This is a genomic window from Pseudomonas sp. MSSRFD41, assembly GCF_014230245.1.
GTDB lineage: Bacteria > Pseudomonadota > Gammaproteobacteria > Pseudomonadales > Pseudomonadaceae > Aquipseudomonas > Aquipseudomonas piscis.
In genome coordinates this window covers 78482-98146 of sequence record NZ_JACKZK010000014.1, presented here as the reverse complement: position 1 = coordinate 98146, position 19665 = coordinate 78482, and the positions used below count along the sequence as shown (strand labels likewise).

Annotated in this window: 22 protein-coding genes; 12 read left to right on the top strand and 10 right to left on the bottom strand. The window is 66.2% G+C overall.

Going from position 1 to position 19665, the window contains the following annotated elements; translation table 11 throughout:
- Positions 1-35 precede the first annotated feature (35 nt).
- Positions 36-410, top strand: coding sequence for a DUF2784 domain-containing protein (locus H7A76_RS20690; RefSeq protein WP_185700215.1), 375 nt, complete (start codon positions 36-38; stop codon positions 408-410).
- 187 nt (positions 411-597) lie between these two features.
- Here the strand turns inward: H7A76_RS20690 and H7A76_RS20685 are convergent, their stop codons facing one another.
- The gene (locus H7A76_RS20685; RefSeq protein WP_185700214.1) at positions 598-1407 is read right to left on the bottom strand and encodes a helix-turn-helix domain-containing protein; all 810 of its coding nucleotides are present in this window, start codon (positions 1405-1407) and stop codon (positions 598-600) included.
- A gap of 29 nt (positions 1408-1436) precedes the next feature.
- Entirely contained in the window at positions 1437-1895 is a 459-nt protein-coding gene (locus tag H7A76_RS20680; protein WP_185700213.1) for a GNAT family N-acetyltransferase, read from the bottom strand.
- Between the two features lie 140 nt (positions 1896-2035).
- Between H7A76_RS20680 and H7A76_RS20675 the strand changes: the two genes are divergently transcribed.
- On the top strand, positions 2036-2437 hold the full coding sequence (locus H7A76_RS20675; RefSeq protein ID WP_185700212.1) for a DUF6713 family protein: 402 nt from the start codon (positions 2036-2038) through the stop codon (positions 2435-2437).
- Between the two features lie 13 nt (positions 2438-2450).
- Entirely contained in the window at positions 2451-2774 is a 324-nt protein-coding gene (locus tag H7A76_RS20670; RefSeq protein WP_185700211.1) for a DUF2834 domain-containing protein, read from the top strand.
- A gap of 9 nt (positions 2775-2783) precedes the next feature.
- On the opposite strand, the gene H7A76_RS20665 is transcribed toward H7A76_RS20670, so the two are convergent.
- Together H7A76_RS20665 and H7A76_RS20660 are read right to left on the bottom strand one after the other, a co-directional pair.
- Entirely contained in the window at positions 2784-4139 is a 1356-nt protein-coding gene (locus tag H7A76_RS20665) for an MATE family efflux transporter (protein ID WP_185700210.1), read from the bottom strand.
- A gap of 112 nt (positions 4140-4251) precedes the next feature.
- A complete protein-coding gene (locus H7A76_RS20660) occupies positions 4252-5235 on the bottom strand; it encodes an MDR family oxidoreductase (RefSeq protein WP_185700209.1) in 984 nt (327 codons plus the stop codon).
- A gap of 200 nt (positions 5236-5435) precedes the next feature.
- On the opposite strand from H7A76_RS20660, the gene H7A76_RS20655 reads away from it, so the two are divergent.
- The 3 genes from H7A76_RS20655 to H7A76_RS20645 are packed head-to-tail and all read left to right on the top strand — an operon-like array spanning position 5436 to position 7849.
- On the top strand, positions 5436-6371 hold the full coding sequence (locus H7A76_RS20655; RefSeq protein WP_185700208.1) for an ankyrin repeat domain-containing protein: 936 nt from the start codon (positions 5436-5438) through the stop codon (positions 6369-6371).
- A gap of 28 nt (positions 6372-6399) precedes the next feature.
- On the top strand, positions 6400-6849 hold the full coding sequence (locus H7A76_RS20650; RefSeq protein ID WP_185700207.1) for a hypothetical protein: 450 nt from the start codon (positions 6400-6402) through the stop codon (positions 6847-6849).
- A 58-nt stretch (positions 6850-6907) separates the two neighbouring features.
- Positions 6908-7849: a class I SAM-dependent methyltransferase gene (locus tag H7A76_RS20645; RefSeq protein WP_185700206.1), complete on the top strand. Its 942-nt coding sequence runs from the start codon at positions 6908-6910 to the stop codon at positions 7847-7849.
- A gap of 170 nt (positions 7850-8019) precedes the next feature.
- Here the strand turns inward: H7A76_RS20645 and H7A76_RS20640 are convergent, their stop codons facing one another.
- From H7A76_RS20640 to H7A76_RS20620, 5 genes are all read right to left on the bottom strand, one after another.
- Complete coding sequence (locus H7A76_RS20640) at positions 8020-8478, bottom strand: GNAT family N-acetyltransferase (protein ID WP_185700205.1); 459 nt, start codon at positions 8476-8478, stop codon at positions 8020-8022.
- Positions 8479-8618: 140 nt separating this feature from the next.
- Positions 8619-9737 (bottom strand): agmatine/peptidylarginine deiminase, encoded by a 1119-nt coding sequence (locus H7A76_RS20635; RefSeq protein WP_185700204.1) that lies wholly within the window; start codon positions 9735-9737, stop codon positions 8619-8621.
- A gap of 39 nt (positions 9738-9776) precedes the next feature.
- Positions 9777-10886 carry an extracellular solute-binding protein gene (locus tag H7A76_RS20630; protein ID WP_185700203.1) on the bottom strand — a complete coding sequence of 370 codons (1110 nt, stop codon included), beginning with the start codon at positions 10884-10886 and terminating at the stop codon, positions 9777-9779.
- A gap of 2 nt (positions 10887-10888) precedes the next feature.
- The gene (gene aguB, locus H7A76_RS20625; RefSeq protein WP_185700202.1) at positions 10889-11797 is read right to left on the bottom strand and encodes an N-carbamoylputrescine amidase; all 909 of its coding nucleotides are present in this window, start codon (positions 11795-11797) and stop codon (positions 10889-10891) included.
- Positions 11794-12852: an agmatine/peptidylarginine deiminase gene (locus H7A76_RS20620; protein WP_185700201.1), complete on the bottom strand. Its 1059-nt coding sequence runs from the start codon at positions 12850-12852 to the stop codon at positions 11794-11796. Before H7A76_RS20620 ends, aguB begins: the two co-directional genes overlap by 4 nt.
- A gap of 139 nt (positions 12853-12991) precedes the next feature.
- On the opposite strand from H7A76_RS20620, the gene H7A76_RS20615 reads away from it, so the two are divergent.
- Together H7A76_RS20615 and H7A76_RS20610 are read left to right on the top strand one after the other, a co-directional pair.
- Positions 12992-13861 carry a LysR family transcriptional regulator gene (locus H7A76_RS20615; RefSeq protein ID WP_185700200.1) on the top strand — a complete coding sequence of 290 codons (870 nt, stop codon included), beginning with the start codon at positions 12992-12994 and terminating at the stop codon, positions 13859-13861.
- 92 nt (positions 13862-13953) lie between these two features.
- A complete protein-coding gene (locus H7A76_RS20610; RefSeq protein WP_185700199.1) occupies positions 13954-14574 on the top strand; it encodes a LysE family transporter in 621 nt (206 codons plus the stop codon).
- A 10-nt stretch (positions 14575-14584) separates the two neighbouring features.
- Here the strand turns inward: H7A76_RS20610 and H7A76_RS20605 are convergent, their stop codons facing one another.
- Positions 14585-15469, bottom strand: a complete 885-nt coding sequence (locus tag H7A76_RS20605) for a LysR family transcriptional regulator (RefSeq protein ID WP_185700198.1) — start codon at positions 15467-15469, stop codon at positions 14585-14587.
- Positions 15470-15606: 137 nt separating this feature from the next.
- Here H7A76_RS20605 and H7A76_RS20600 point away from each other — a divergent pair, with 137 nt between their 5' ends.
- The 4 genes from H7A76_RS20600 (at position 15607) to H7A76_RS20585 (ending at position 19648) form a co-directional block, all read left to right on the top strand.
- The gene (locus tag H7A76_RS20600; RefSeq protein WP_185700197.1) at positions 15607-16134 is read left to right on the top strand and encodes a GNAT family N-acetyltransferase; all 528 of its coding nucleotides are present in this window, start codon (positions 15607-15609) and stop codon (positions 16132-16134) included.
- An 83-nt stretch (positions 16135-16217) separates the two neighbouring features.
- Complete coding sequence (locus H7A76_RS20595) at positions 16218-16928, top strand: FadR/GntR family transcriptional regulator (RefSeq protein WP_185700196.1); 711 nt, start codon at positions 16218-16220, stop codon at positions 16926-16928.
- Between the two features lie 95 nt (positions 16929-17023).
- Complete coding sequence (gene lhgO / locus H7A76_RS20590) at positions 17024-18217, top strand: L-2-hydroxyglutarate oxidase (RefSeq protein WP_185700195.1); 1194 nt, start codon at positions 17024-17026, stop codon at positions 18215-18217.
- A gap of 102 nt (positions 18218-18319) precedes the next feature.
- The gene (locus tag H7A76_RS20585) at positions 18320-19648 is read left to right on the top strand and encodes an MFS transporter (protein WP_185700194.1); all 1329 of its coding nucleotides are present in this window, start codon (positions 18320-18322) and stop codon (positions 19646-19648) included.
- The last annotated feature ends 17 nt before the right edge of the window (positions 19649-19665 follow it).

Sequence of the window (19665 nt, the reverse complement as noted above, 5' to 3'; positions counted from 1 at the left end):
CCCCGCCACGGACGCTCTCCCCACAAGGACTCTTCATGCTCTACCGCATCGCCGCCGACAGCCTGGTGCTGTTCCACCTGTCCTTCATCCTCTTCGTACTGCTGGGCGGCCTGCTGGTGCTCCGTCACCCTCGGCTGATGCTGCTGCACCTGCCGGCGGCGGCCTGGGGCGTGGCCGTGGAAGTGGGGCACCTGGAATGCCCGCTGACCCGCTGGGAGAACCTGCTGCGCCATGCTGCCGGCCAGCAAGGTTATGAGGCCGGGTTCATCGAGCACTACCTGATCCCGCTGATCTACCCCGCGGGGTTGACCCCGGGTATCCAGGTGGGACTCGGCGGCGTGGTGCTGCTGATCAACCTGTCGGTGTACGCCTGGCTGCTCCGACGCTGGCTGCGCCGGCGCCACGGCTGAAGCCCATGGGGCTGGCCACTGGCCCCGATTTGGCGCGCAACGGACAAGCAGGCCATCCAGGCCGTCGCTACGCGGCATCTGCTGCTGTTCATCGCGGCAACGACCCCGTCCCACCCTGGCCTTGGCTGGCAGAACGCCCTGGTCCTGGGCCGTGGGCACTTCGGGCCTGGGCCAGAGCACTGGCGCTCTAAGGTTCCGCCAGCTGCGCGCAAGCCTCGCCCAGGGCCTGCCAGGTGGCTTCGTCGGCCGGGATCAGGTGTTCGATGCGCAGCGAGGCGACCGTGATGTCCTGGGGCATGCCGAAGGTGGTGAAGGTGGACAGGAACCGCAGTTCGCCCTGGGGCCCACGGACCCGAGTCAGCAGCAGCGGCGCCGACACTTCGGCCGCATCCACCGCCAAAGGCACCGGCAGGGTCGCCAGCAGCGCCGCCAAGCCGGGAGCCTCGCCGGCCTCCCGGGATGCCCGCTGCCAGGCCACCTGGCGGATCTGCTCGGCATTGATCAGGCAATCCCCCAAGCCTGCGGGCGCCAACAGCGTCACCAGCAGGTTGAAGCCTTCGCCCTGCGCTTGCCGGGGCAGGCCCAGCAACTGGAACAACGCCTGGGTCGCCCGATTGGCCACCAGCACTTGCCAGCCGCTGTCGATGACGATCGCCGGCGCCGGGTTGTTGGCTTCCAGCAAATGCAGCAACGCCGTGCGCACCGGGGCCAACCCCGGATCGCTCAGTGGCAGCGCGGCGTAACGCGGCGCGTACCCGGCGGCGAGAAAAACCCGGTTGCGCACTTCCAGGGGCGTTTCCAGGGTATCCAGAAGGCGCTGCAACAAGGCCGGGCTGGGTTGTGCCCGACCGGTCTCGACGCAGCTCAGGTGCCGTTGCGACAAGCCGGCCTGCAAGGCCAGGTCCAGCTGGCTCAGGCGCGCCTGATGGCGCAGCCGGCGCAACTGCATGCCTACGGCCTGCCGGTCGACGCGGGAATGCTCGAGGGTATCGGTCATGGAGACGGCCATCCTTTACGTCTGCGCGCTCAACGCAGGGTCTTGCAGAAGATCAGTTCCGGATCCTGCTCGTCGAGGTTTTCGATCACCCCGCTGGGGAGGAACCCGGCCTTGGCGATCATGGCCTGGGAGGCCTGGTTCGACTGGTTGCAAGAGATGAACAGCCGTGGGGTACGACACGCCTGCTCGGCGGCCATGAGCAAGCGCAGCGCCACCCCCTGGCGTTGCTGCCAGGGGGCCACCACCACCAGCGCGACGAAGCCGTATTCGAAGAACTCATGGTTGAGCAGCAGGTAGCCGACGACTTGCCCGTGCGCCACCTCGACCCAGCCCTCGCCCCGGGCGACGGCCTCGTCGACCTGCCGCCCCCGGGCCGGATGCTGGCGGGCGTAGGGATCGCACGCGAGCATGGCCGGCACATCCGCGGGGTCGGCCAGGCGAATCGATCGGCCAGCGCCGGCTGCTGGGTTCGGCTGGTGGGTGCTCATGGTGGTTCGTCCTTGAAGAGAGGGGCATGGGCTCTAGCACAACGCATCGCTGCGCGGCTGTCTATGACCTGCGGGGTCATTGAGTGGCGCAGCGCTCGCCACTTAGCCTGTTGGCCTGACATTGTTCAAGGAGTTTTACCGTGCAAACCACCTTCTGGATGCTCTGTGTCGCGCTGTTCGCCGGCCATGAACTGGACGCCGTGGCCCGGGCCGAATGGCGCCTGCTCTATGGCCTGCGCGACCTCGAACCGGCGCTGGCCCAGCAGTTGTTCATCGCCTTGCACGTGCCCCTGGGCGTCGCCTTGATGGCCCTGGCCGGACACCCCCGGGATAGCCTGCGGCACAGTACCCGGCGGGCCCTGGCCGGGTTCGCGGTGATCCATGCCGGGCTGCATTACCGCCTGCAAGAGCACCCGCTGTACCTGTTCGATTCGCTGCTGTCCCAGGGACTGATCCATGCCTGCGCGGGTGCCGGCCTGGGCTACCTGCTGCTGGACTGGCGAACCCGGCATCCGCGATTCGCCAATGCCCACCGCCCCTGATCGAGGAACACCCATGCCCCGCCCCTACCCCGCGCTCCTGGCCTTGCTGGCTTTCAGCGGCTACACCCTGTTCACCCTGCTGCAGGCCGAGCAATCGCTGCTGCAGTTCGGCCTGCAGCTGATGTCGCGCCCGGACACCGCGCAAGTGGTGATCGACCTGTACCTGATGGCCATCCTGGCCGGACTGTGGATGCTGCGCGATGCCCGCGCCCGTGGACGATCGGCGAGTTCGGTATGGCCCTACCTGCTGCTCACCGCCGTGTTCGTCTCCATCGGCCCGCTGCTGTACCTGGTGGTCTGTGGCTGGCGGGACCGACGCCAGCCCGGGAACGGCTGAAGCCGGGGCTCAGATCAGGCGCTGGATCTGCTTGTGGCGCCAAACCAGCTTGAAGTAGCTGACCTGCAGTACCAGCATCGCCAGGTAGGCCACCGGGAACGCCATCCACACCCCTTGCAGGCCGAACTGCGCATCCAGCAGGTAGGCCGCCGGCAACTGCACGCCGAGGATGCAGAAGATCGAGATCGCCACCGGCATCAGCACCGTGCCGCTGGCGCGCATGATGCCGCCGACCACCGCCTGGAAGCCGAACACCAGCAGGCTCCAGAGCATGATGTGCAACAGGTGCCCGGCCTGGGCCAGGGCCGTCGGGTCGATGATGAACACCCCCAGTAGCCAGTGGGAAACCAGGTAGCCCAGCAGCACCAGGGCGCCGGTCAGGCACAGGTTGATCAGCAGCCCGGTGCGCAGGATCGGGGCGATGCGCTCCAGGCGCCCGGCGCCGATGGCCTGGGCCCCGAGGATCGAGGCGGTGATGGCGATCGACAGCGCCGGGAACTGCACATAATTGACGATCTGGGTCACCGCGCCATAGGCCGCGGTGGCCTGGGAACCGTGGTGGTTGACCAGCGCCAGGATCACCAGCTCCGACAACGAGATCACCACCATCTGCACCCCGGTGGGCAGGCCGATGCGCAGCACCTTGGCCAGGATCGCCCGGTCCAGCCGCAACGCCGCGAACAGTGCCCGGTCGAAAGCCAGCGGATGGGGCTGGCCCCGCAGGCGCCAGACCAGAAAGCCCATGGCGATGAGGTTGCTGGCCAGCCCGGCGAAGGCCGCACTCTGGATTCCCAGGGGTGGCAAGCCCAGCCAGCCTTGGATCAGCGCCGGGGTCAGGAGCAGGCCCACCAGGGTCGAGACGATCAGCGCCAGCAACGGCGACAGGGTATCGCTGACCCCTCGCAGCAACTGGGTGAAGAGCACGAAGACCAGCAGCAACGGCAAGATCAGCATCATCACCCGGGCATAACCCACCGCGTCATCCAGCACGTCCGCCGGGGTGCCCAGGCCCTGCAGCGCCGGCCGGGCGAAGAGCATGCCCAGCAGCGCCCCCACCAGGCCGATCATGGCCCCGAGCAACAGGGTGCTGCCGGCCACCGACTTGACCGCATCCAGCTCCCGGGCGCCCCAGGCCTGGCCGATCAGCACCGAGGCCCCGGCCCCCAGGCCGATCACCAGGGCGATGAAGAAAAACAGGATGGGGAACATGCCCGACACCGCCGCCAGGGCCTGGGTCCCCAGCAACTGACCGATGTAGATCCCGTTGAGGGTGCCGGAGAAAGACTGCAAAAAATTCGACAGCACCATGGGCAGCAGGAAGATCAGGTACACCTGCCAGAGCGGTCGCTGGGGGGCAATGGACATGGAGCGGGCAACCTCGAATCAGGAATGCGAAAGAGCCGCGAAAGGACCCGGGGAATTTGCCGGCCGGGTGTTCCACTCGGATCTACCGTGGGCACACGCGGCCAGCGAGGGATCAGCGGTTCACATCGACCACGACCCGTCCACGGATCGTGCCAGCGAGCAGCTCATGGGCAACCTCGATGGCCTCGCCCAGCGCCACTTCGCGGGTGATCAGTTCCAGGTGCTCAAGGTCGACCTCGGTGGCCAACCGCTGCCAGGCATGGACCCGTTCCTGGTAGGGCCGGGTCACGCTGTTGATGCCCAGCAGGCTGACCCCACGCAGGATGAAAGGTGCCACCGAGGCCGGAAAGTCCATGCCCTGGGCCAACCCGCAGGCGGCCACCAGGCCATCGGCGGCGGTACCGGCGCAGACGTTGGCCAGGGTATGGCTGCCCACCGAATCGATGGCCGCCACCCAGCGCTCCTTGGCCAGTGGTCGTCCCAGCTGCGACAGCTCGGCACGTTCGATCACCTGGCTGGCGCCCAGTTGCCGCAGGTAGTCGGCCTCTTCCGGGCGGCCGGTGGCGGCGATCACCGAGTACCCCCGGCGTACCAGCAAGCTCACGGCAAAGCTGCCGACCCCGCCACTGGCGCCGGTGACCAGCACCTCGCCCTGCCCCGGGCGCAGGCCGTTACGTTCCAGGGCGATCAGGCAGAGCATGGCGGTGTAGCCGGCCGTGCCAATGGCCATGGCCTGGCGCGGGGTGAAGGCTTGCGGCAGGTGGATCAGCCAGTCGCCCTGCACCCGGGCTTTCTGCGCCAACCCGCCCCAATGGCTTTCGCCCACGCCCCAGCCATTGAGCAGGACCTGGTCGCCAGCCCGGAAGCGAGAGTGGCTGCTGGACTCCACGGTGCCCGCCAGGTCGATGCCGGGGACCATGGGGAACTGGCGCACCACCGGGCTCTTGCCGGTGATCGCCAGGCCGTCCTTGTAGTTCAACGTGCTGTAGGCAACCTGCACACTGACCTCGCCCGCGGGTAGCCGGGCCTCTTCCAGCCGCGTCATATCGGCGCGATAACCTGCAGTGTCTTTGTCGATCACAATGGCGTTGAACATCCGGGACTCCTGCTTGGAAAGTGGTCTGTCGGCAACGGGCAAAGGCCGGGGGCACCTGCACGGCACAGGGACATGCCGGCGAAGGCGCCATCCTACGCAAGGCCCCGCGCAGCGTCCACGTTGACGCCGACATGGCGAACCCGGGTATCGCGGCGTTACCATTGCCCCCGAGTTTTTGTTGATCGAACGGATTCCCGACCTTGTCCCACCTTCTGGAAAAAGCCGCCGCCCGCGGCGACCTCGCCACCCTGACCCGCCTGCTGGATGCCGGCGCGGATATCGAATGGAAGCACAAGGGTACCGGCCGCACCGCCCTGCTGGCGGCCACCATCGCCGGGCGCCTGCCCGCCGTGGCATTGCTGCTGCAACGGGGCGCCGACCCACAACAACCCTGCAAGGCCCTGGGCTACAGCTCGCTGTCCTGGGCTGCCGGCAACGGCGCTTGCGCCATCGCCAAGCTGCTGATCGAACACGGCGCGGCCCTCGACCAGGTCTCCCCGGACCTGCGGCGCAGTGCCTTGATGAATGCCGCCCAGGGTGGCCACGCCGAGATGGTCAGCCTGCTGCTGCAGGCCGGGGCCGATGCCCACCTGCTGGACTTCCAGCAGCGCAACGCCTGGTCCCTGGCCGAAGACAAGGGCCACGAGCGGATCATGCACCTGCTCGCGCAAGCCGGGGCCGGCGCCCAGCAACCCAGCGCGCCCGCGCCGCACCTGCCCTGGCCGGAACTGCCGGCCGCCGGCGACAGCAGCGCCGACCCGGTCACCCAGGTGCGGGCTTATACCCTGGCCCTGGAGGCCTGGGAGCGGCGTGGCAAGGCCCAGGCACGCGACGGCCTGGACCAGGACTTCTGGGCCGAGCCCCGGCAGTTGCTGGAGCGCTTCTGCACCCTGCGCGACAGGGCCTACACCCGCTCCTGCTATGGCTCGCCCACCACCTACTCGAAGGACCACGAACTACTGGCCTGCCAGCTGCTCAAGCCGAGCCAGGCCGAAGTACTGATCCGCGACCCTGCTTCGCGCAGGCTGCGCTACGAGTACCGTTTCCTGGTCAAGCGGGTGACCGGGCAATGGCGGATCGACAACGTCAAGCGCCGCCTGGCCGGCACCGAGAAATGGGAAAACACCCTTCTTTGAATCGCCTGCACACAAGGACCCGTGCCCGATGAAATATGACGACGCCTCCTGGCATTACGGCGGTGATTTTCCCAGCGACCTGCCACCCAGCGCCGGGGCCACCCATATCGGCCTGTTCCTGGCCTGGATGCTGCTCAACGGCTTTGCCAGCGAAGAACTTGAAGAAAACGCCGCCGAGGAACTGGCGCAGCTGCGCTCGCGCAAACTCGACGGCCGTGAGTTCCTGTTCAAGATGCTCGATGAAAGGCTCTACGACGAAGACTTCAACGCCGAAGGCAATGCCTTCGCTGCTGCCTACTATGCGGGAAAGGACAGCAACGTCCGCTACAGCGACGACTATGAGCAGCTCTTGGCGCCCATCCCCGATACGATCTACCGAGTGGAGAACAGCTGGAGCAACTACGACCTGCTCGCTCCGGTGCTCGATGGCCGGCTGGCGCAATGGCGAGCCATGGGCCGCCCGGAATACCTCGACTGAGCCGCGCCGGCCAACAATTGTGGTTAAATGCCGCCCCGAAAAATTGCCGGTCGCGCCGATGAATCCTCAAGCCCTCGCCACCCTCAACCAACACCTGCTGGACGCCCTGGCCAACGCCCCAAGCGAAACCCGGCGCCTGTTCCACGGCCGTGGACGCTGCTGGCCGGGCCTGGAGCAGGTGACCGTGGATTGGCTGCAAGGGGTGGTGCTGGTGTCGCTGTTCAAGGAAGTACAAGCCGAGGAACTGGCGGCCTTGAAGCAGCTGCTGGTGGCCCTGGGCTCCAGCGCGCAATGGCAGGCCAGCGGCGCCACCAGCCTGATGCTGCAACACCGCTACCTGCCCGACAGCCTCGGCGAATGGCTGCTGGGCGAGCCGGTGGAGTCCTGCATCATCACCGAGGAGGGCCTGGACTACCGGGTGGACCTGGGCAGCAAGCAGAACAACGGCTTGTTCCTCGACATGCGCTACGGGCGCAACTGGGTGCGGGCCAATGCCCAAGGCTTGAAGGTGCTGAACCTGTTCGCCTACACCTGCGGATTCTCGGTGGCGGCGATCGCCGGCGGGGCCGAGAAAGTGGTCAACCTCGACATGTCCCGGGCGGCCCTGAGCCGTGGTCGCGACAACCATCGGCTCAATGGCCACGACCTGGGCCGGGTGAGTTTCCTCGGCCATGACCTGTTCAAGTCCTGGGGCAAAGTCAAGCAAGGCGGCCCTTACGATCTGGTGATCATCGACCCGCCCTCCTTCCAGAAAGGCAGCTTTGTGCTGAGCAAGGATTACGCGCGAGTGCTGCGACGCCTGCCAGAGTTGCTAACGTCGACGGGCCGGGTGCTGGCCTGCATGAACGATCCGGCGTTCAGCGTGGAGTTCCTGCTGGACGGCATGGCCGAAGCCGCGCCAGGGCTGCATTTCGAACAGCGCCTGGACAACCCGCCGGAATTTCCCGATGCCGACGTGCAGTGCGGCCTGAAGGCCCTGGTGTTCAACCAGCCAGCGTAGCCGTGGCGGCCACCGGGTCGGCCTGGCGACCGCATCGTCCTTTTTACGGCCGCTGCGCGCCCGGACGCAGCCTCGCCAGCTCGGCAGCGGCTACAACCCACACACGCTTGGTGCAGCCGCTGCCGCAGGCTGCGCACGGCTCGGCACGAGCTTCCAGGATCGGCGCGGGGTTAGAGTGGCATCCGGTATTCGATGAATCCCGAATTGGCCGCCACCCAGTCATAGAGCTTTTGCGCGCGCTTGTTGGTGGCGTGGGTGTGCCAGTACAGCCGGGCGCAATCGTGCTGGCGGGCAAAGGCCTGGACCCACTCGATCAGCTGTTTGCCAGTGCCGCCACCCCGCACCTGCGGCGCCACGTACAGGTCTTCCAGGTAACAGAAGTCCGTGGTGGCCCAGGTCGAGCGGTGCAGCACGGAGTTGACGAACCCCACCAACTCGCCACCTTGCACCGCCACCGCCGAATACACCGGCTCCCGGGGATCGAAGAAACGCTCGAACGTGCGCTGGCTCACCTGTTCCGAAAGGTTCACCTGGTAGAAATCCTGGTAGGCCAGCCATAACGCCTGCCATTGCTCCTGATCTTTGGCCTGGATGGCCCGTACCACTACCGCTTGTTGCTGCTCGCTCATGACGCTCTCCTCATGAAAAACCGGGAAGACCACGGCTTCCCGGGGATATCGAAGAGCGCCAGCTTAGGCAGCGAGCGGCCCGTTGTAGCAGGCCAATTCCACTTTCAACAGCAGACCACTTGCCCTCGCCTGCCAGTGCCTCACAACGCCGGCAATTGATGGGTCACGCAATGGATCCCGCCCCCACCTGCGGCAATCGCATCGATATCCAGCTGCACCACCTCGCGCCCGGGGTAGAGCTGGCTAAGCAAGTCGTGGGCCTTGGCGTCGGCCACGGGATCGCCGAACTGCGGGGCGATCACCGCGCCGTTGATCACGAAGTAATTGATGTAGCCCGCGGCGAAGTCTTCATTGCCCCGGCTGAAGCGGCTCTTGCGCGGATTCAAGGGCGGCGACAGGGTGTGCACCTTGAGCTTGCGGCCATCGGCATCGGTGGCGTTGCGCAGGATCTCCAGGTGCGCGCGGGTCACCGCGTAGTCGTAGGAGTCCGGATCGTTGTCGAGGTTGGCCACCACCACCCCGGGAGCCGCGAAGCGCGCATAGAAGTCGACGTGGGCATCGGTGATGTCGTGCCCCTTGATCCCCGGCAGCCAGATGATCTTGCGCAGGCCCAGGCAAGCCTTGAGCTCGGCTTCGACCTCGGCCTTGCTCCAGTCGGGGTTGCGATTGCGGTTGATCCAGCTGCTCTCGGTCATGATCCCGGTGCCGTGGCCATCCACCTCGATACCGCCGCCCTCGCCCACCAGTTCGCTGCGCCAGTAGGTGGCGCGCGCGCCATCGGCCACCTGGCGTGCCAGGCGCGCATCCCGGGAATGGCGCTGCTTATTGCCCCAACCGTTGAAGTTGAAGTCCACTGCGCCCAGCTCGCCTCGGGAGTCGACCACGAAGTTGGCGCCGATATCGCGCATCCAGATATCGTCCAGTTCGGTGATCACATAGGTGACGTTGCGAGTGCCACACAGCTGCTCGGCCAGGTCGCGCTCATGCTCGCGGCAGAACAGGGTCAGCGGCTCATGGGCGGCAATCGCCCGGGCGATCCGGCCCTGGGCCTCCTGCACACCGCCGGTGAAGTCTTCCCAGATCGCATCCTGGGCACCGAAGGCCATGAAGGCCCGCTGGTGACGATCGCCTTCGTCGGGCATGACCCAGTCCTCCTGTTCTTGGGCCAAGACCCGACGGGCGCCGAGGCCCAGGGTAGTCACGGCGGCGAAACCGGCCAGCAGCGAGGCCTGTTTGATGAATGTGCGTCGGGTCGACATCGGTCTTTCTCTCAAGGGGATTGCCTGAAGTGGAACGGCTCAGGGTGCTTTTATCGTAGCCGTCTTGAACTGGGTCCAGATGCGCATCCGGGCGCGCATGTCGGCCTGGGGAATATCGCGCCCCGGCACCAGGCGGGCAAAGGTCGCTGCATCCGGGTAGATATCCGGATTGTCCACCATCCGTGGGTCGATCCGCGGCCGCGCCTTGGCATTGGCCGTGGGGTAGCCGGTGAAGTTGCTGATGGCCGCCATGTTCTGCGGGCGCATGACGAAGTTGATGAAGGCATAGGCGTACTCCGGGTGCCGGGCATCCTTGGGGATCGCCATGGTGTCCATCCAGACCGTGGTGCCCTCGCGCGGGATGCGGTACTGGAAATCGACCTTCTTGCCTGCCGCGTCGGCGGCGCGCTGGGCCTGGGTCACATCGCCGCTGTAGCCCAGGGACAGGCACAGGTTGCCATTGACCAGATCGGTCACCGGCTGCGACTGGAACTTGCGGATGTAGGGGCGCAGCTTGAGCAGCAGCTCGCCAGCCGCTTGCAGGTCTGCCGGCTTGGCGCTGCGCGGATCGCGTCCCAGGTAGTTGAGCGCCACCGCCAGGACTTCGTCGGGCGAGTCGATCACCGAGATCCCGCAATCGGCGAAATGCGCCGCCAGCTCCGGCTTGAACAGCAGGTCCAGGCTGTCGACCGGTGCGTTGGGCAGGCGCTGGGCGATCTGCCCGGCGTTGTAGGTCAGGCCGATGGTGCCCCAGGTATAGGGCACCGTGGCCTGGCTGGCCCTGGGGTACTGCACGCGCAAGGCTTGCAGGCCGGGCTCGATGTCGTCCATCTGTGCCAGCTTGCCGGGGTCGAGGCTCTGCAGGCTGCCGGCGTGCATCAAGCGCTCGGCCACGGTATCGCCGGGAAAGATCAGGTCGTAGCCGCTGCCGCCGGTCATCAGCTTGGCCTCCAGGACCTCGCTGCCTTCCATGACGTCATAGATCACCTTGATCCCGGTTTCGGCGGTAAAACGCGCCAGGGTGTCCTCGGCGAAGTAGTCGGCCCAGTTGTACAGGCGCAGGGTCTTTTCTTCAGGCGCGGCCTGGACCTGCGCGGCCATCAATGCCAGTGCCAGCGCGCCGAGGCGCAATATGCCAATGCGGTTCATGCTCATGCCTCCCGAGGGTTCCAGCGTGAATGCAGGTGCTGGCCGTCGAGGCTCAGCAAGGGCCCGTACATTTCCGGACGGCGGTCGCGGAAGATGCCCCAGGTCCGGCGCTCCTCGGCCATGGCCGCCAGGTCCAGCTCATGCAGGAGCATGCCGGTGGTGTCGCGGTCGGCCTCGGCCAGCAGCCGGCCCTTGTGGTCGCAGATGAACGAGGAACCGTAGAACTGCATGTGCAGCCCTGAGTCGCTGCGGGCCACTTCCCGCCCGACGCGGTTGGCGGCCACCACCGGCAGCAGGTTGGCCGCGGCGTGCCCGCGCATGGTCATCTGCCAGTGATCCCGTGAATCCAGGTCGGTCGCGCCGGGTTCCGAGCCGATGGCCGTGGGGAACAGCAGCACCTCGGCGCCCTGCAAGGCCAGGCAACGGGCGGTTTCCGGGAACCACTGGTCCCAGCAGATGCCCACGCCCAGGCGGCCGAACGCCGTGTCCCAGACCTTGAAGCCGGTGTCGCCAGGGCTGAAGTACTCCTTCTCCTGGTAACCGATGGCGTTGGGAATGTGGGTCTTGCGGTACACCCCCAGCAGGCGTCCGTCGGTATCGGCCACGCTCAGGGAATTGAAGTAGGCAGTACCGGCCCGCTCGAACCAGCTCAGCGGCAACACCACCCCCAGCTCCTTGGCCAGGGCGGCAAAGCGCTGGAGTAGGCGGCTCTGGCCATACTCTTCGGCCAGTGCCAGGTGCCGGTGCTGCTGTTCGATGCAGAAGTATGGCGTGGCGAACAGTTCCTGCAGCAGGATCACCTGCCCGCCCCGGGCCGCGGCCTCGCGCACCAGTTGCTCGGCGCGCTCGAGGTTGTCCGCCAGGTCCCAGGTACAGGGCATCTGCAACGTCGCGACGGTCAAGTTGCTCATGCCGACACCTCCAGTGGCCAGCGCGGTTGCTGCTGGGTGATGCAATGCACGCCACCACCGCCATGGGCCAGGTGGTTGATCTGCACCGGCACCACTTGCCGCCCGGGGAAGGCCTTGGCCAGGACCTGGGCCGCGACCTGATCGGCCTCGATGCCGTAGGCCGGCATGATGATCGCGCCGTTGGCGATGTAGAAGTTGGTATAGGAAGCGCAGAACACCTCGGCCTGGGTGTCCACCGCGGCAGTGGCTTCGAACAGCTCCACCAGTTCGAAGGCGCGGCCCTGGGCATCCCGGGCCAGTTCCAGGGCACGGCGGTTCTCGCGCACCACGTCGGCGTACACCGAGCCTTGGTCATGGGTAGCATCCACCAGCAGCAGGCCGGGACGGGCGAAGGCACAGACGCCATCGACATGGCCATCGGTCATGTCGCCGGTCACGTAGTCCGGATCGCCGGGCAGCCAGATGGTTTTCTTCACCCCCAGCAGGCGCTCGAAGATCTCTTCCATCTCGGCCTTGCCCAGGCCCGGGTTGCGATTGGGATTGAGCAGTACCGACTCGGTGGTGATCAGGGTGCCTTCGCCGTCCACATGGATGGCGCCGCCTTCGTTGGCCAGGTGGGTGCCGAAGCAGTCCAGCCCCAGCTGGTCCAGCAGGCGCCGGGCCAGGCTGCGGTCCAGCTCGTGGGCCGACTTGCCACCCCAGGCATTGAAGCGCCAGCTGACGCCGGCCAGCCCGTGCTGGGGATGGCAGACGAAACTCGGCCCGGAGTCGCGGCACCAGCTGTCGTCCACGGCCTGGACCACCAGCTCGACGTTGGCGCCGCAGTGGCGCCGGGCGCTCTCCAGGGCCGAAGGATCGACCACCAGCTTGACCGGCTCGAAACGTGCGATGGCATTGGCCACCCGGGCGAAATCCGCCTGTACGTCGGCCAGGGTCACGCCCCAGCCCGACTCCCACAGGTCCTGGTTATGGGGCCAGACCATCCAGGTCGCCGCGTGGGGCACCCACTCGGCGGGCATCCGCCAACCGCTGTTTCGACTGTCATTGCTGTGCATGGGAATCGCGCCTCTCGATTAAGGTTTTGTTATCAGCCAACCACTACCGGTGCAACCAATGGTGCCCATGCTATGGCTTTGAAAATCCCGCAACAAACGATAGATTTAGTGAAATTCTGATTAGCCGGGCTTATCGATAATGTTGAAACACTGGCCTCCCCTGAACGCCCTGCGCGGCTTCGAAGCCGCCGCGCGCCTGGGCAGCTTCCACCAGGCGGCGCAGGAGCTGCACCTGACCCAATCGGCCATCAGCCAGCAGATCCGCAGCCTGGAAACCTTCCTCGAACAGCCGCTGTTCTACCGCAGCGGGCGCAGCGTGACCCTGACCGATGCCGGGCATGACCTGCGCAGCACCACCCAATCGCTGCTGCAACAACTGGCCGTGGGCATTCGCCGCCTGGAGCAGTACCGCAAGCCCAACCAGCTGGTGGTCAACACCAGCCCGGCCTTCGCTCGACACTGGCTGCTACCGCGACTGGGCGAATTCAACCGCCTGCACCCGGAGGTGGACCTGTGGCTGTTCACCAGTTTCGAGCCGCCGGACATGGCCACCCAGACCATCGACGTGACGATCCGCGACGACCTCAGCGCCCAGGCCGAATGCAGCTACCTGGAGCTGTACCGCGACCAGCTCTATCCGGCCTGCCACCCGTCCCTGCTGGAGCAGCCCCAGGCGCTGCGCACCACCTTGCATGGCGAACGGGAAATGGACTGGAGCCACTGGGTGGTGGAAGGCGGCACCGACGTTGGCCAGCGCAGCAACGGCCTGAATTTCTCCGACCCGGGATTGCTGCTGGACGCCGCCTGCGCTGGCCACGGCATCGCCCTGGTCAGCCAACTGCTGGCCCAGCAAGCCCGGGTCCAGGGCCAGTTGCAGCCGCTGTGCGAACAAAGCGTGCGCGGCCCGACCTGGGCCTGGCTGGTGCATCGCGACAGTGAAGGCAGCTCGCTGACCCGCAGCTTCTGCAACTGGTTGCACAACGCCCTGGAGCAGGCCGGGCAGGCTTGAAAAACCGCTTTGCATTCCTGGCGGTAACCCCTGCCCCGGCGCCGCCTTAAGCTGGCGCCGGTGCAATCCGCACTGCCTCCAAGGAATCGCGCGTGCCCCCGATCCACGACATCAACTGGTCATTGTGGTTGTCCACCATGCTGCCCATGGCCCTGAGCGCCGGCCCCGGCAACCTGATGGTGGCCAGTTCCGGCGCCCGCAGCGGCGTGCGCCATTCCCTGCGCTTCATCCTCGGCCTGGACCTGACCTACTTCCTGCTGGCCCTGTTGGTGGGCCTCGGGCTCTACCACAGCCTGGCGCAGCAGCCACAACTGCTGCGGGGCCTGCGGATCGCCGGCAGCCTGTACATTTTCTGGCTCGGCCTGCGCCTGTTGCTGCGGCCCCTGCGCACGCCCGGCGAGCCAGAACAGGCGCTGTTGTTCCGCGATGGCGTGGTGCTGCAACTGGGCAACGTGCAAGGGCTGGTCATGCTGCTGGTGATGTTCTCCACCTTCAGCCCGGCCACCGGTGCCGGCAGCCTGGCGGTGGTGGCGCTGAGCGCCGCGCTGATCGCGGTGAACCTGCTCGGCCACCTGCTCTGGGCGGGCCTGGGCTCGAGCCTGCAACCGCTGCTACGCGCCAGGCCGGGCTTGCTCAAGGCGCAGAATGTGCTGTTCGGCATGCTACTGATGGGGGTGGCGGCGTGGCTCTTCCTGCGTAATGGCCCGGCCTGAGCCGCGCGCCTCAGTGGTCTTGCAGGCCATGCTGGTGCAGTACCCGATCGATGAACTGCACCACCTGCTCGACCCGCTCCTGGCCCTGGGTCGCCAGGTTGCGCAGCAGCCAGATATCGGCCCGATGCGCCGGGACATCCGGCAACACTCGGCACAGCCCCAGGGGTTCGGCGATATAGACCGGCAAGGCGGCGATGCCCAGGCCGGCCTGCACCGCCTGGAGCTGCGCTTGCAGGTTGGCGGTGCTCATCCACAGCGGCTGGCCGCCACTGAGCCGGTCCAGCCAGCGGGCCAGGGGCATATGCCCCAGGGCCTGGTTCCAGCCGATCAAGCCATGCCGGGCCAAGTCTTCGGGCGCTTGCGGACACCCCTGGGCCTGGGCATACCCCGGGGAGCAGAACAGCGCCTGGGTCAGCGTGCCGACCTTGCGCAAGGTGAAGTTGCTACCGGCTTCTGGCCGGTGCAGGCGCAGCACCAGGTCACTGTGGCTCTGGGTGAGCTTGACCGAGCGCGCGGCATTGACGAAGTCGAAACGGATCTCTGGATGGCCCGCGCGAAACGCCGCCAGGGCCGGGATCAACAGGTGGCTGCCCATCAGCTCCGGGCAATCGATGCGCACCACCCCGGCCATGCGCGCCCCGGGCCGGGCCAACTGGCGCTCCATCTGGCCAAGGCGCTCCTGGGTCTCGAGCGCCATGGGCAGCAAGTCGCGACCGGCCTCGGTGAGGAAATAGCCCTGGGTGGTCTTCAGGAACAGCGGCGTGTGCAAGGCCTGCTCCAGCATCTGGATCTTGCGCGAGACCGTGGCCGCCGACACCTTCAGCGCCTGTCCGGCATCGGTGATGTTGCTGGCGTTGGCGACCGCAATGAAGAACCGCAGATCATCCCAATTCACGGTTACCTGCCCGTCCTTGCGAAATCAGGCCGAGATCTTATGCGAAAAATACTCTGGCGCGATCAGAGTTTTCTTAACCCCTGGCGCTGAAGCGGTAGAGTAAGGGCATCGCCCAACCCGAGGACAAGGACCGCTCCATGCTGGAACTGCACACCGAACGCCTGCACCTGCGCTCCCTCACCGCCAATGACTGGGAGCTGTTCCTGGCCCTGCACAGCGACCCCGATAACCTGCGCTATGTCTGCGACCCGCTTTCCCGAGCGCAGATCGAGGAGCGCTTCACCTCGCGCCTGCCGCACTGGAATACGGATTCGACCCACTGGCTGTGCCTACTGATCAACGATCGTCACAGCGGTGAGGGCCTGGGTTTCACCGGCCTGCGAATCAGCGACAGCAACGCCGCCGAGGCCGAGGTCGGCTACTTGTTGCGCCCGCAGCATCAAGGCAAGGGACTGGCCGTGGAGTCCCTGCGCGCCGTCATCGAGCACGCCCGGCACACCCTGGGCATCAAGCAGTTGATCGCCACGGTCACCGACGGTAATGCAGCATCTTGCAAGGTCCTGGAGAAATGCGGCTTCGCCTTCCTGCGCCGTGACGAACGGGCCTTCCAGCTGGGCGGCGAGGATTTCGACGACCTGATTTTCGGCTGTCGCCTGACGGCTTGAGGCGGCGCCTTGTCACGGGTTTTTCTTGACAGGAAAAATTCGCCACGGCTATTGTCTGACAACCTGACTTACAAGGTTTACCCATGCTCGAACTCCAGCGCCCCGACTCTCTGGTCGTAAGGGTCGTCAACGCCATCCGCAACGAGATCGACTCCGGTCGACTGGCTCCCGAATCGCGCCTGCCCACCGAACAGCAATTGGCTGAACAGCTCAATGTCAGCCGCTCGGTGGTGCGCGAGGCCATCGCCCAGCTCAAGGCCGATGGCGTGCTGATCGCCCGCCGTGGCTTGGGTTCGTACATCTCCAAGACCCCGGCCGGCACGGTGTTCCGCTTCCCCCAGAGCGAAGGACGCCTGGCGGACCTGGCGCAGATGTTCGAGATGCGCCTGTGGATAGAGACCCAGGCCGCGTCGATCGCCGCCCAGCGCCGGGATGCCGGCGACCTGCAACGGATGCAGGCCGCGCTACAGGAAATGCACGACAAGCGCAGTGATTTCGAAGCGGCGGCCCTGGCCGACGTAGCGTTCCACCGGGCCATCGCCGAAGCCAGCAAGAACGATTACTTCGTGGCCTTCCACGACTTCTTGCGCAGCCAGCTGGCCAGTGCCCGCAAGACGGCCTGGGAAAACTCGGCGCTGCGCCTGGTCGGCGGCTCGGCCGATGCGGCCCAGGAGCACCAGGCGCTGTACCAGGCCATCGCCGCCGGTGACCGCCAGGCTGCCGCTGGCTGTGCCGATGCCCATTTGCGTGCCTCGGCCAAGCGCCTGGGCCTGGAGTTGCCTACCCTCGACTGACCCTAATGCGCCAGACCGCAGGCCGAGCCTGCGGTTTTTATCGGACTACTTAGTCTGACAACCTGATAACCAGACTGATACGGACACCTGGAACCATGATCTACGACTTTTGCATCATCGGCGGCGGCATCGTCGGACTGGCCACGGCAATGGAGATCCTCAAGCGCCAGCCCGGCGCTTCGCTGGTGGTCCTGGAAAAGGAAAGCGTGCTGGCCAAGCACCAGACCGGGCACAACAGCGGCGTGATCCACGCCGGGATCTACTACGCGCCAGGCAGCCTCAAGGCCGACCTGTGCAAGCGCGGCGCCGAGGCCACCAAGCAGTTCTGTACCGAGCATGGGATCAAGTTCGAGGTCTGCGGCAAGGTGCTGGTGGCCTCCAATGCCCTGGAAGTGCAGCGCATGGAAGCCTTGTACCAGCGCTCGCAACTCAATGGCCTGAAGGTCGAGCGCCTGGATGCCGAGCAACTGCGCCAGCGCGAGCCGAACATCGTCGGCCTGGGCGGGCTGTTCCTCGACGCCACCGGCATCGTCGACTATCGCCAGGTGTGCGACACCATGGCCCGGGTGATCCGCCGCGCCGGTGGCGAGATCTGCCTGGGCCAGACCGTCACCGCGATCCAGGAGCACGCCGACAGCGTCAGCGTCGGCACCCATGGCGGCAGCTGGCGGGCGAAGAAACTGGTGGCTTGCGCCGGCCTGCAGTCCGACCGCCTGGCGACCCTGGCCGGGGTGCAGATCGATCACCAGATCATCCCCTTCCGCGGTGAGTACTTCCGCCTGCCGGCGGCGAAGAACGACATCGTCAACCACCTGATCTATCCGATCCCCGACCCGGAACTGCCGTTCCTCGGCGTGCACCTGACCCGCATGATCGACGGTAGCGTCACCGTCGGCCCCAACGCGGTGCTGGGCCTGGGCCGGGAAAACTACCGCAAGTTCTCCATCGACTGGCGCGACGTCGCGCAGTACGCCAGCTTCCCCGGGTTCTGGAAAACCATCTGGCAGAACCTCGGCTCCGGCACCACCGAGATGAAGAACTCGCTGTTCAAGTCCGGCTACCTGGAGCAGTGCCGCAAGTACTGCCCGTCCCTGGAAGTCAGCGACCTGCTGCCCTGTGAAGCGGGCATCCGCGCCCAGGCGGTGATGCGCGATGGCAGCCTGGTCCACGATTTCCTGTTCGCCGAAACCTCGCGCATGTTGCATGTGTGCAACGCGCCCTCGCCCGCCGCCACCTCGGCGATTCCCATTGGCTCGATGATCGCCGACCGGATCTTCCAGGCCGACTGAAACACCCTGGCACACGCGTTGCCCGGCGCCTCGGCGACGCCGGCAGGGTCGCGTGCTCGTGTCACCCGACAATAAATACAATGATCCAAGAGGATGCACCCGATGACCGCAGTTGAAACCAGCATTACTGCAGCGCAAACCCCACAGCAAACCAGGAAACGCCTGCGCAAGGTCGCGGCGGCCACCATCTTCGGCTCGATGCTGGAGTGGTACGATTTCTACCTCTACGCCACCATGGCGGCGATCGTCTTCTCGAAGATCTTCTTCGACACCAGCAACCCCAACAGCGCCATGCTGATGTCGTTCTCCACCTTCGCCATCGGCTTTATCGCCCGCCCCTTCGGCGGTGTGCTGTTCGGCTACCTGGGCGACAAGTTCGGGCGCAAGCAGGTGCTGGTGCTGACCTTCTGCCTGATGGGCGTGTGCACCGCGCTGATCGGCCTGATTCCCAGCTACGCCTCGATCGGCATCTGGGCGCCGATCATCCTGGTGGCGATCCGCATCATCCAGGGCCTGGGTGCCGGCGCCGAACTGTCCGGCGCGGCGGTCACCTCCTATGAGCACGCCAGCGAAGGCAAGCGCGGCAGCCAGGGCGCCTGGCCGGCACTGGGGCTGAACCTGGGCCTGCTGCTGTCGTCGCTGACCATCTACCTGCTGACCATCAACGGCAACGAATTCCTCTTGGCCGGCGGCTGGCGCATTCCCTTCGTGTGCAGCATCGTGCTGGTGGGCGTCGGCCTGTGGGTGCGCAAGAGCATTCCGGAAACCCCGCAGTTCAAGGAACTGGACCAGCAGAGCCGCAAGGCCCAGGCCTCGCCGCTCAAGGCACTGTTCAAGAACGACCTCAAGGGCCTGGCCGTGGTGTTCTTCGTGGCCATCGGCTACAACGCCCTGAGCTACATCTTCAAGACCTTCTCCCTGGCCTACCTGACCCAGTACAAGCATGTCGATGTGCACGTGACCTCGCTGTCGGTGACCATCGCCAGCCTGGTGGCCATCGTCGCCGTACCGTTCTTCGGCTGGCTGTGCGACAAGTGGAGCAGCAAGACCGTCCTGGTGCTCGGCGGCCTGTTCTCGGTGCTGTTCGCCTACCCGTTCCTGGCCCTGCTCAATACTGGCGACAGCCTGATGATCTACCTGGCCATCGGGGTCGGCACCGGCCTCCTGGCACCGATGATGTTCGCGCCGCAGGGCTCGTTCCTCAGCCGCCAGTTCCCCACGGCGACCCGCTCCTCGGGCTTCGGCACCGGGCGCGAGATCGGCACCGCCATCGCCGGTGGCCTGGCTCCACTGGGCGCACTGTCGCTGGTGACCGCCTCGGCGACCCACTCCACCGACGGCGTGGTGTTCATCCTGGCCATCGCCGCGGCGCTGGTGGTGGTGTTTGCCCTGTGCGACCAGGGCCACAAGCACTCGACCTTCAAGAACTGAGCGATGCAGGACTGCGG

Coding starts and splice junctions, on each gene's coding strand:
- H7A76_RS20690 (WP_185700215.1), top strand. CDS start 36: ATGCTCTACCGCATCGCCGCCGACAGCCTGGTGCTGTTCCACCTGTCC.
- H7A76_RS20685 (WP_185700214.1), bottom strand. CDS start 1,407: ATGACCGATACCCTCGAGCATTCCCGCGTCGACCGGCAGGCCGTAGGC.
- H7A76_RS20680 (WP_185700213.1), bottom strand. CDS start 1,895: ATGAGCACCCACCAGCCGAACCCAGCAGCCGGCGCTGGCCGATCGATT.
- H7A76_RS20670 (WP_185700211.1), top strand. CDS start 2,451: ATGCCCCGCCCCTACCCCGCGCTCCTGGCCTTGCTGGCTTTCAGCGGC.
- H7A76_RS20665 (WP_185700210.1), bottom strand. CDS start 4,139: ATGTCCATTGCCCCCCAGCGACCGCTCTGGCAGGTGTACCTGATCTTC.
- H7A76_RS20660 (WP_185700209.1), bottom strand. CDS start 5,235: ATGTTCAACGCCATTGTGATCGACAAAGACACTGCAGGTTATCGCGCC.
- H7A76_RS20650 (WP_185700207.1), top strand. CDS start 6,400: ATGAAATATGACGACGCCTCCTGGCATTACGGCGGTGATTTTCCCAGC.
- H7A76_RS20645 (WP_185700206.1), top strand. CDS start 6,908: ATGAATCCTCAAGCCCTCGCCACCCTCAACCAACACCTGCTGGACGCC.
- H7A76_RS20640 (WP_185700205.1), bottom strand. CDS start 8,478: ATGAGCGAGCAGCAACAAGCGGTAGTGGTACGGGCCATCCAGGCCAAA.
- H7A76_RS20635 (WP_185700204.1), bottom strand. CDS start 9,737: ATGTCGACCCGACGCACATTCATCAAACAGGCCTCGCTGCTGGCCGGT.
- H7A76_RS20630 (WP_185700203.1), bottom strand. CDS start 10,886: ATGAACCGCATTGGCATATTGCGCCTCGGCGCGCTGGCACTGGCATTG.
- aguB (WP_185700202.1), bottom strand. CDS start 11,797: ATGAGCAACTTGACCGTCGCGACGTTGCAGATGCCCTGTACCTGGGAC.
- H7A76_RS20620 (WP_185700201.1), bottom strand. CDS start 12,852: ATGCACAGCAATGACAGTCGAAACAGCGGTTGGCGGATGCCCGCCGAG.
- H7A76_RS20615 (WP_185700200.1), top strand. CDS start 12,992: ATGTTGAAACACTGGCCTCCCCTGAACGCCCTGCGCGGCTTCGAAGCC.
- H7A76_RS20600 (WP_185700197.1), top strand. CDS start 15,607: ATGCTGGAACTGCACACCGAACGCCTGCACCTGCGCTCCCTCACCGCC.
- H7A76_RS20595 (WP_185700196.1), top strand. CDS start 16,218: ATGCTCGAACTCCAGCGCCCCGACTCTCTGGTCGTAAGGGTCGTCAAC.
- lhgO (WP_185700195.1), top strand. CDS start 17,024: ATGATCTACGACTTTTGCATCATCGGCGGCGGCATCGTCGGACTGGCC.
- H7A76_RS20585 (WP_185700194.1), top strand. CDS start 18,320: ATGACCGCAGTTGAAACCAGCATTACTGCAGCGCAAACCCCACAGCAA.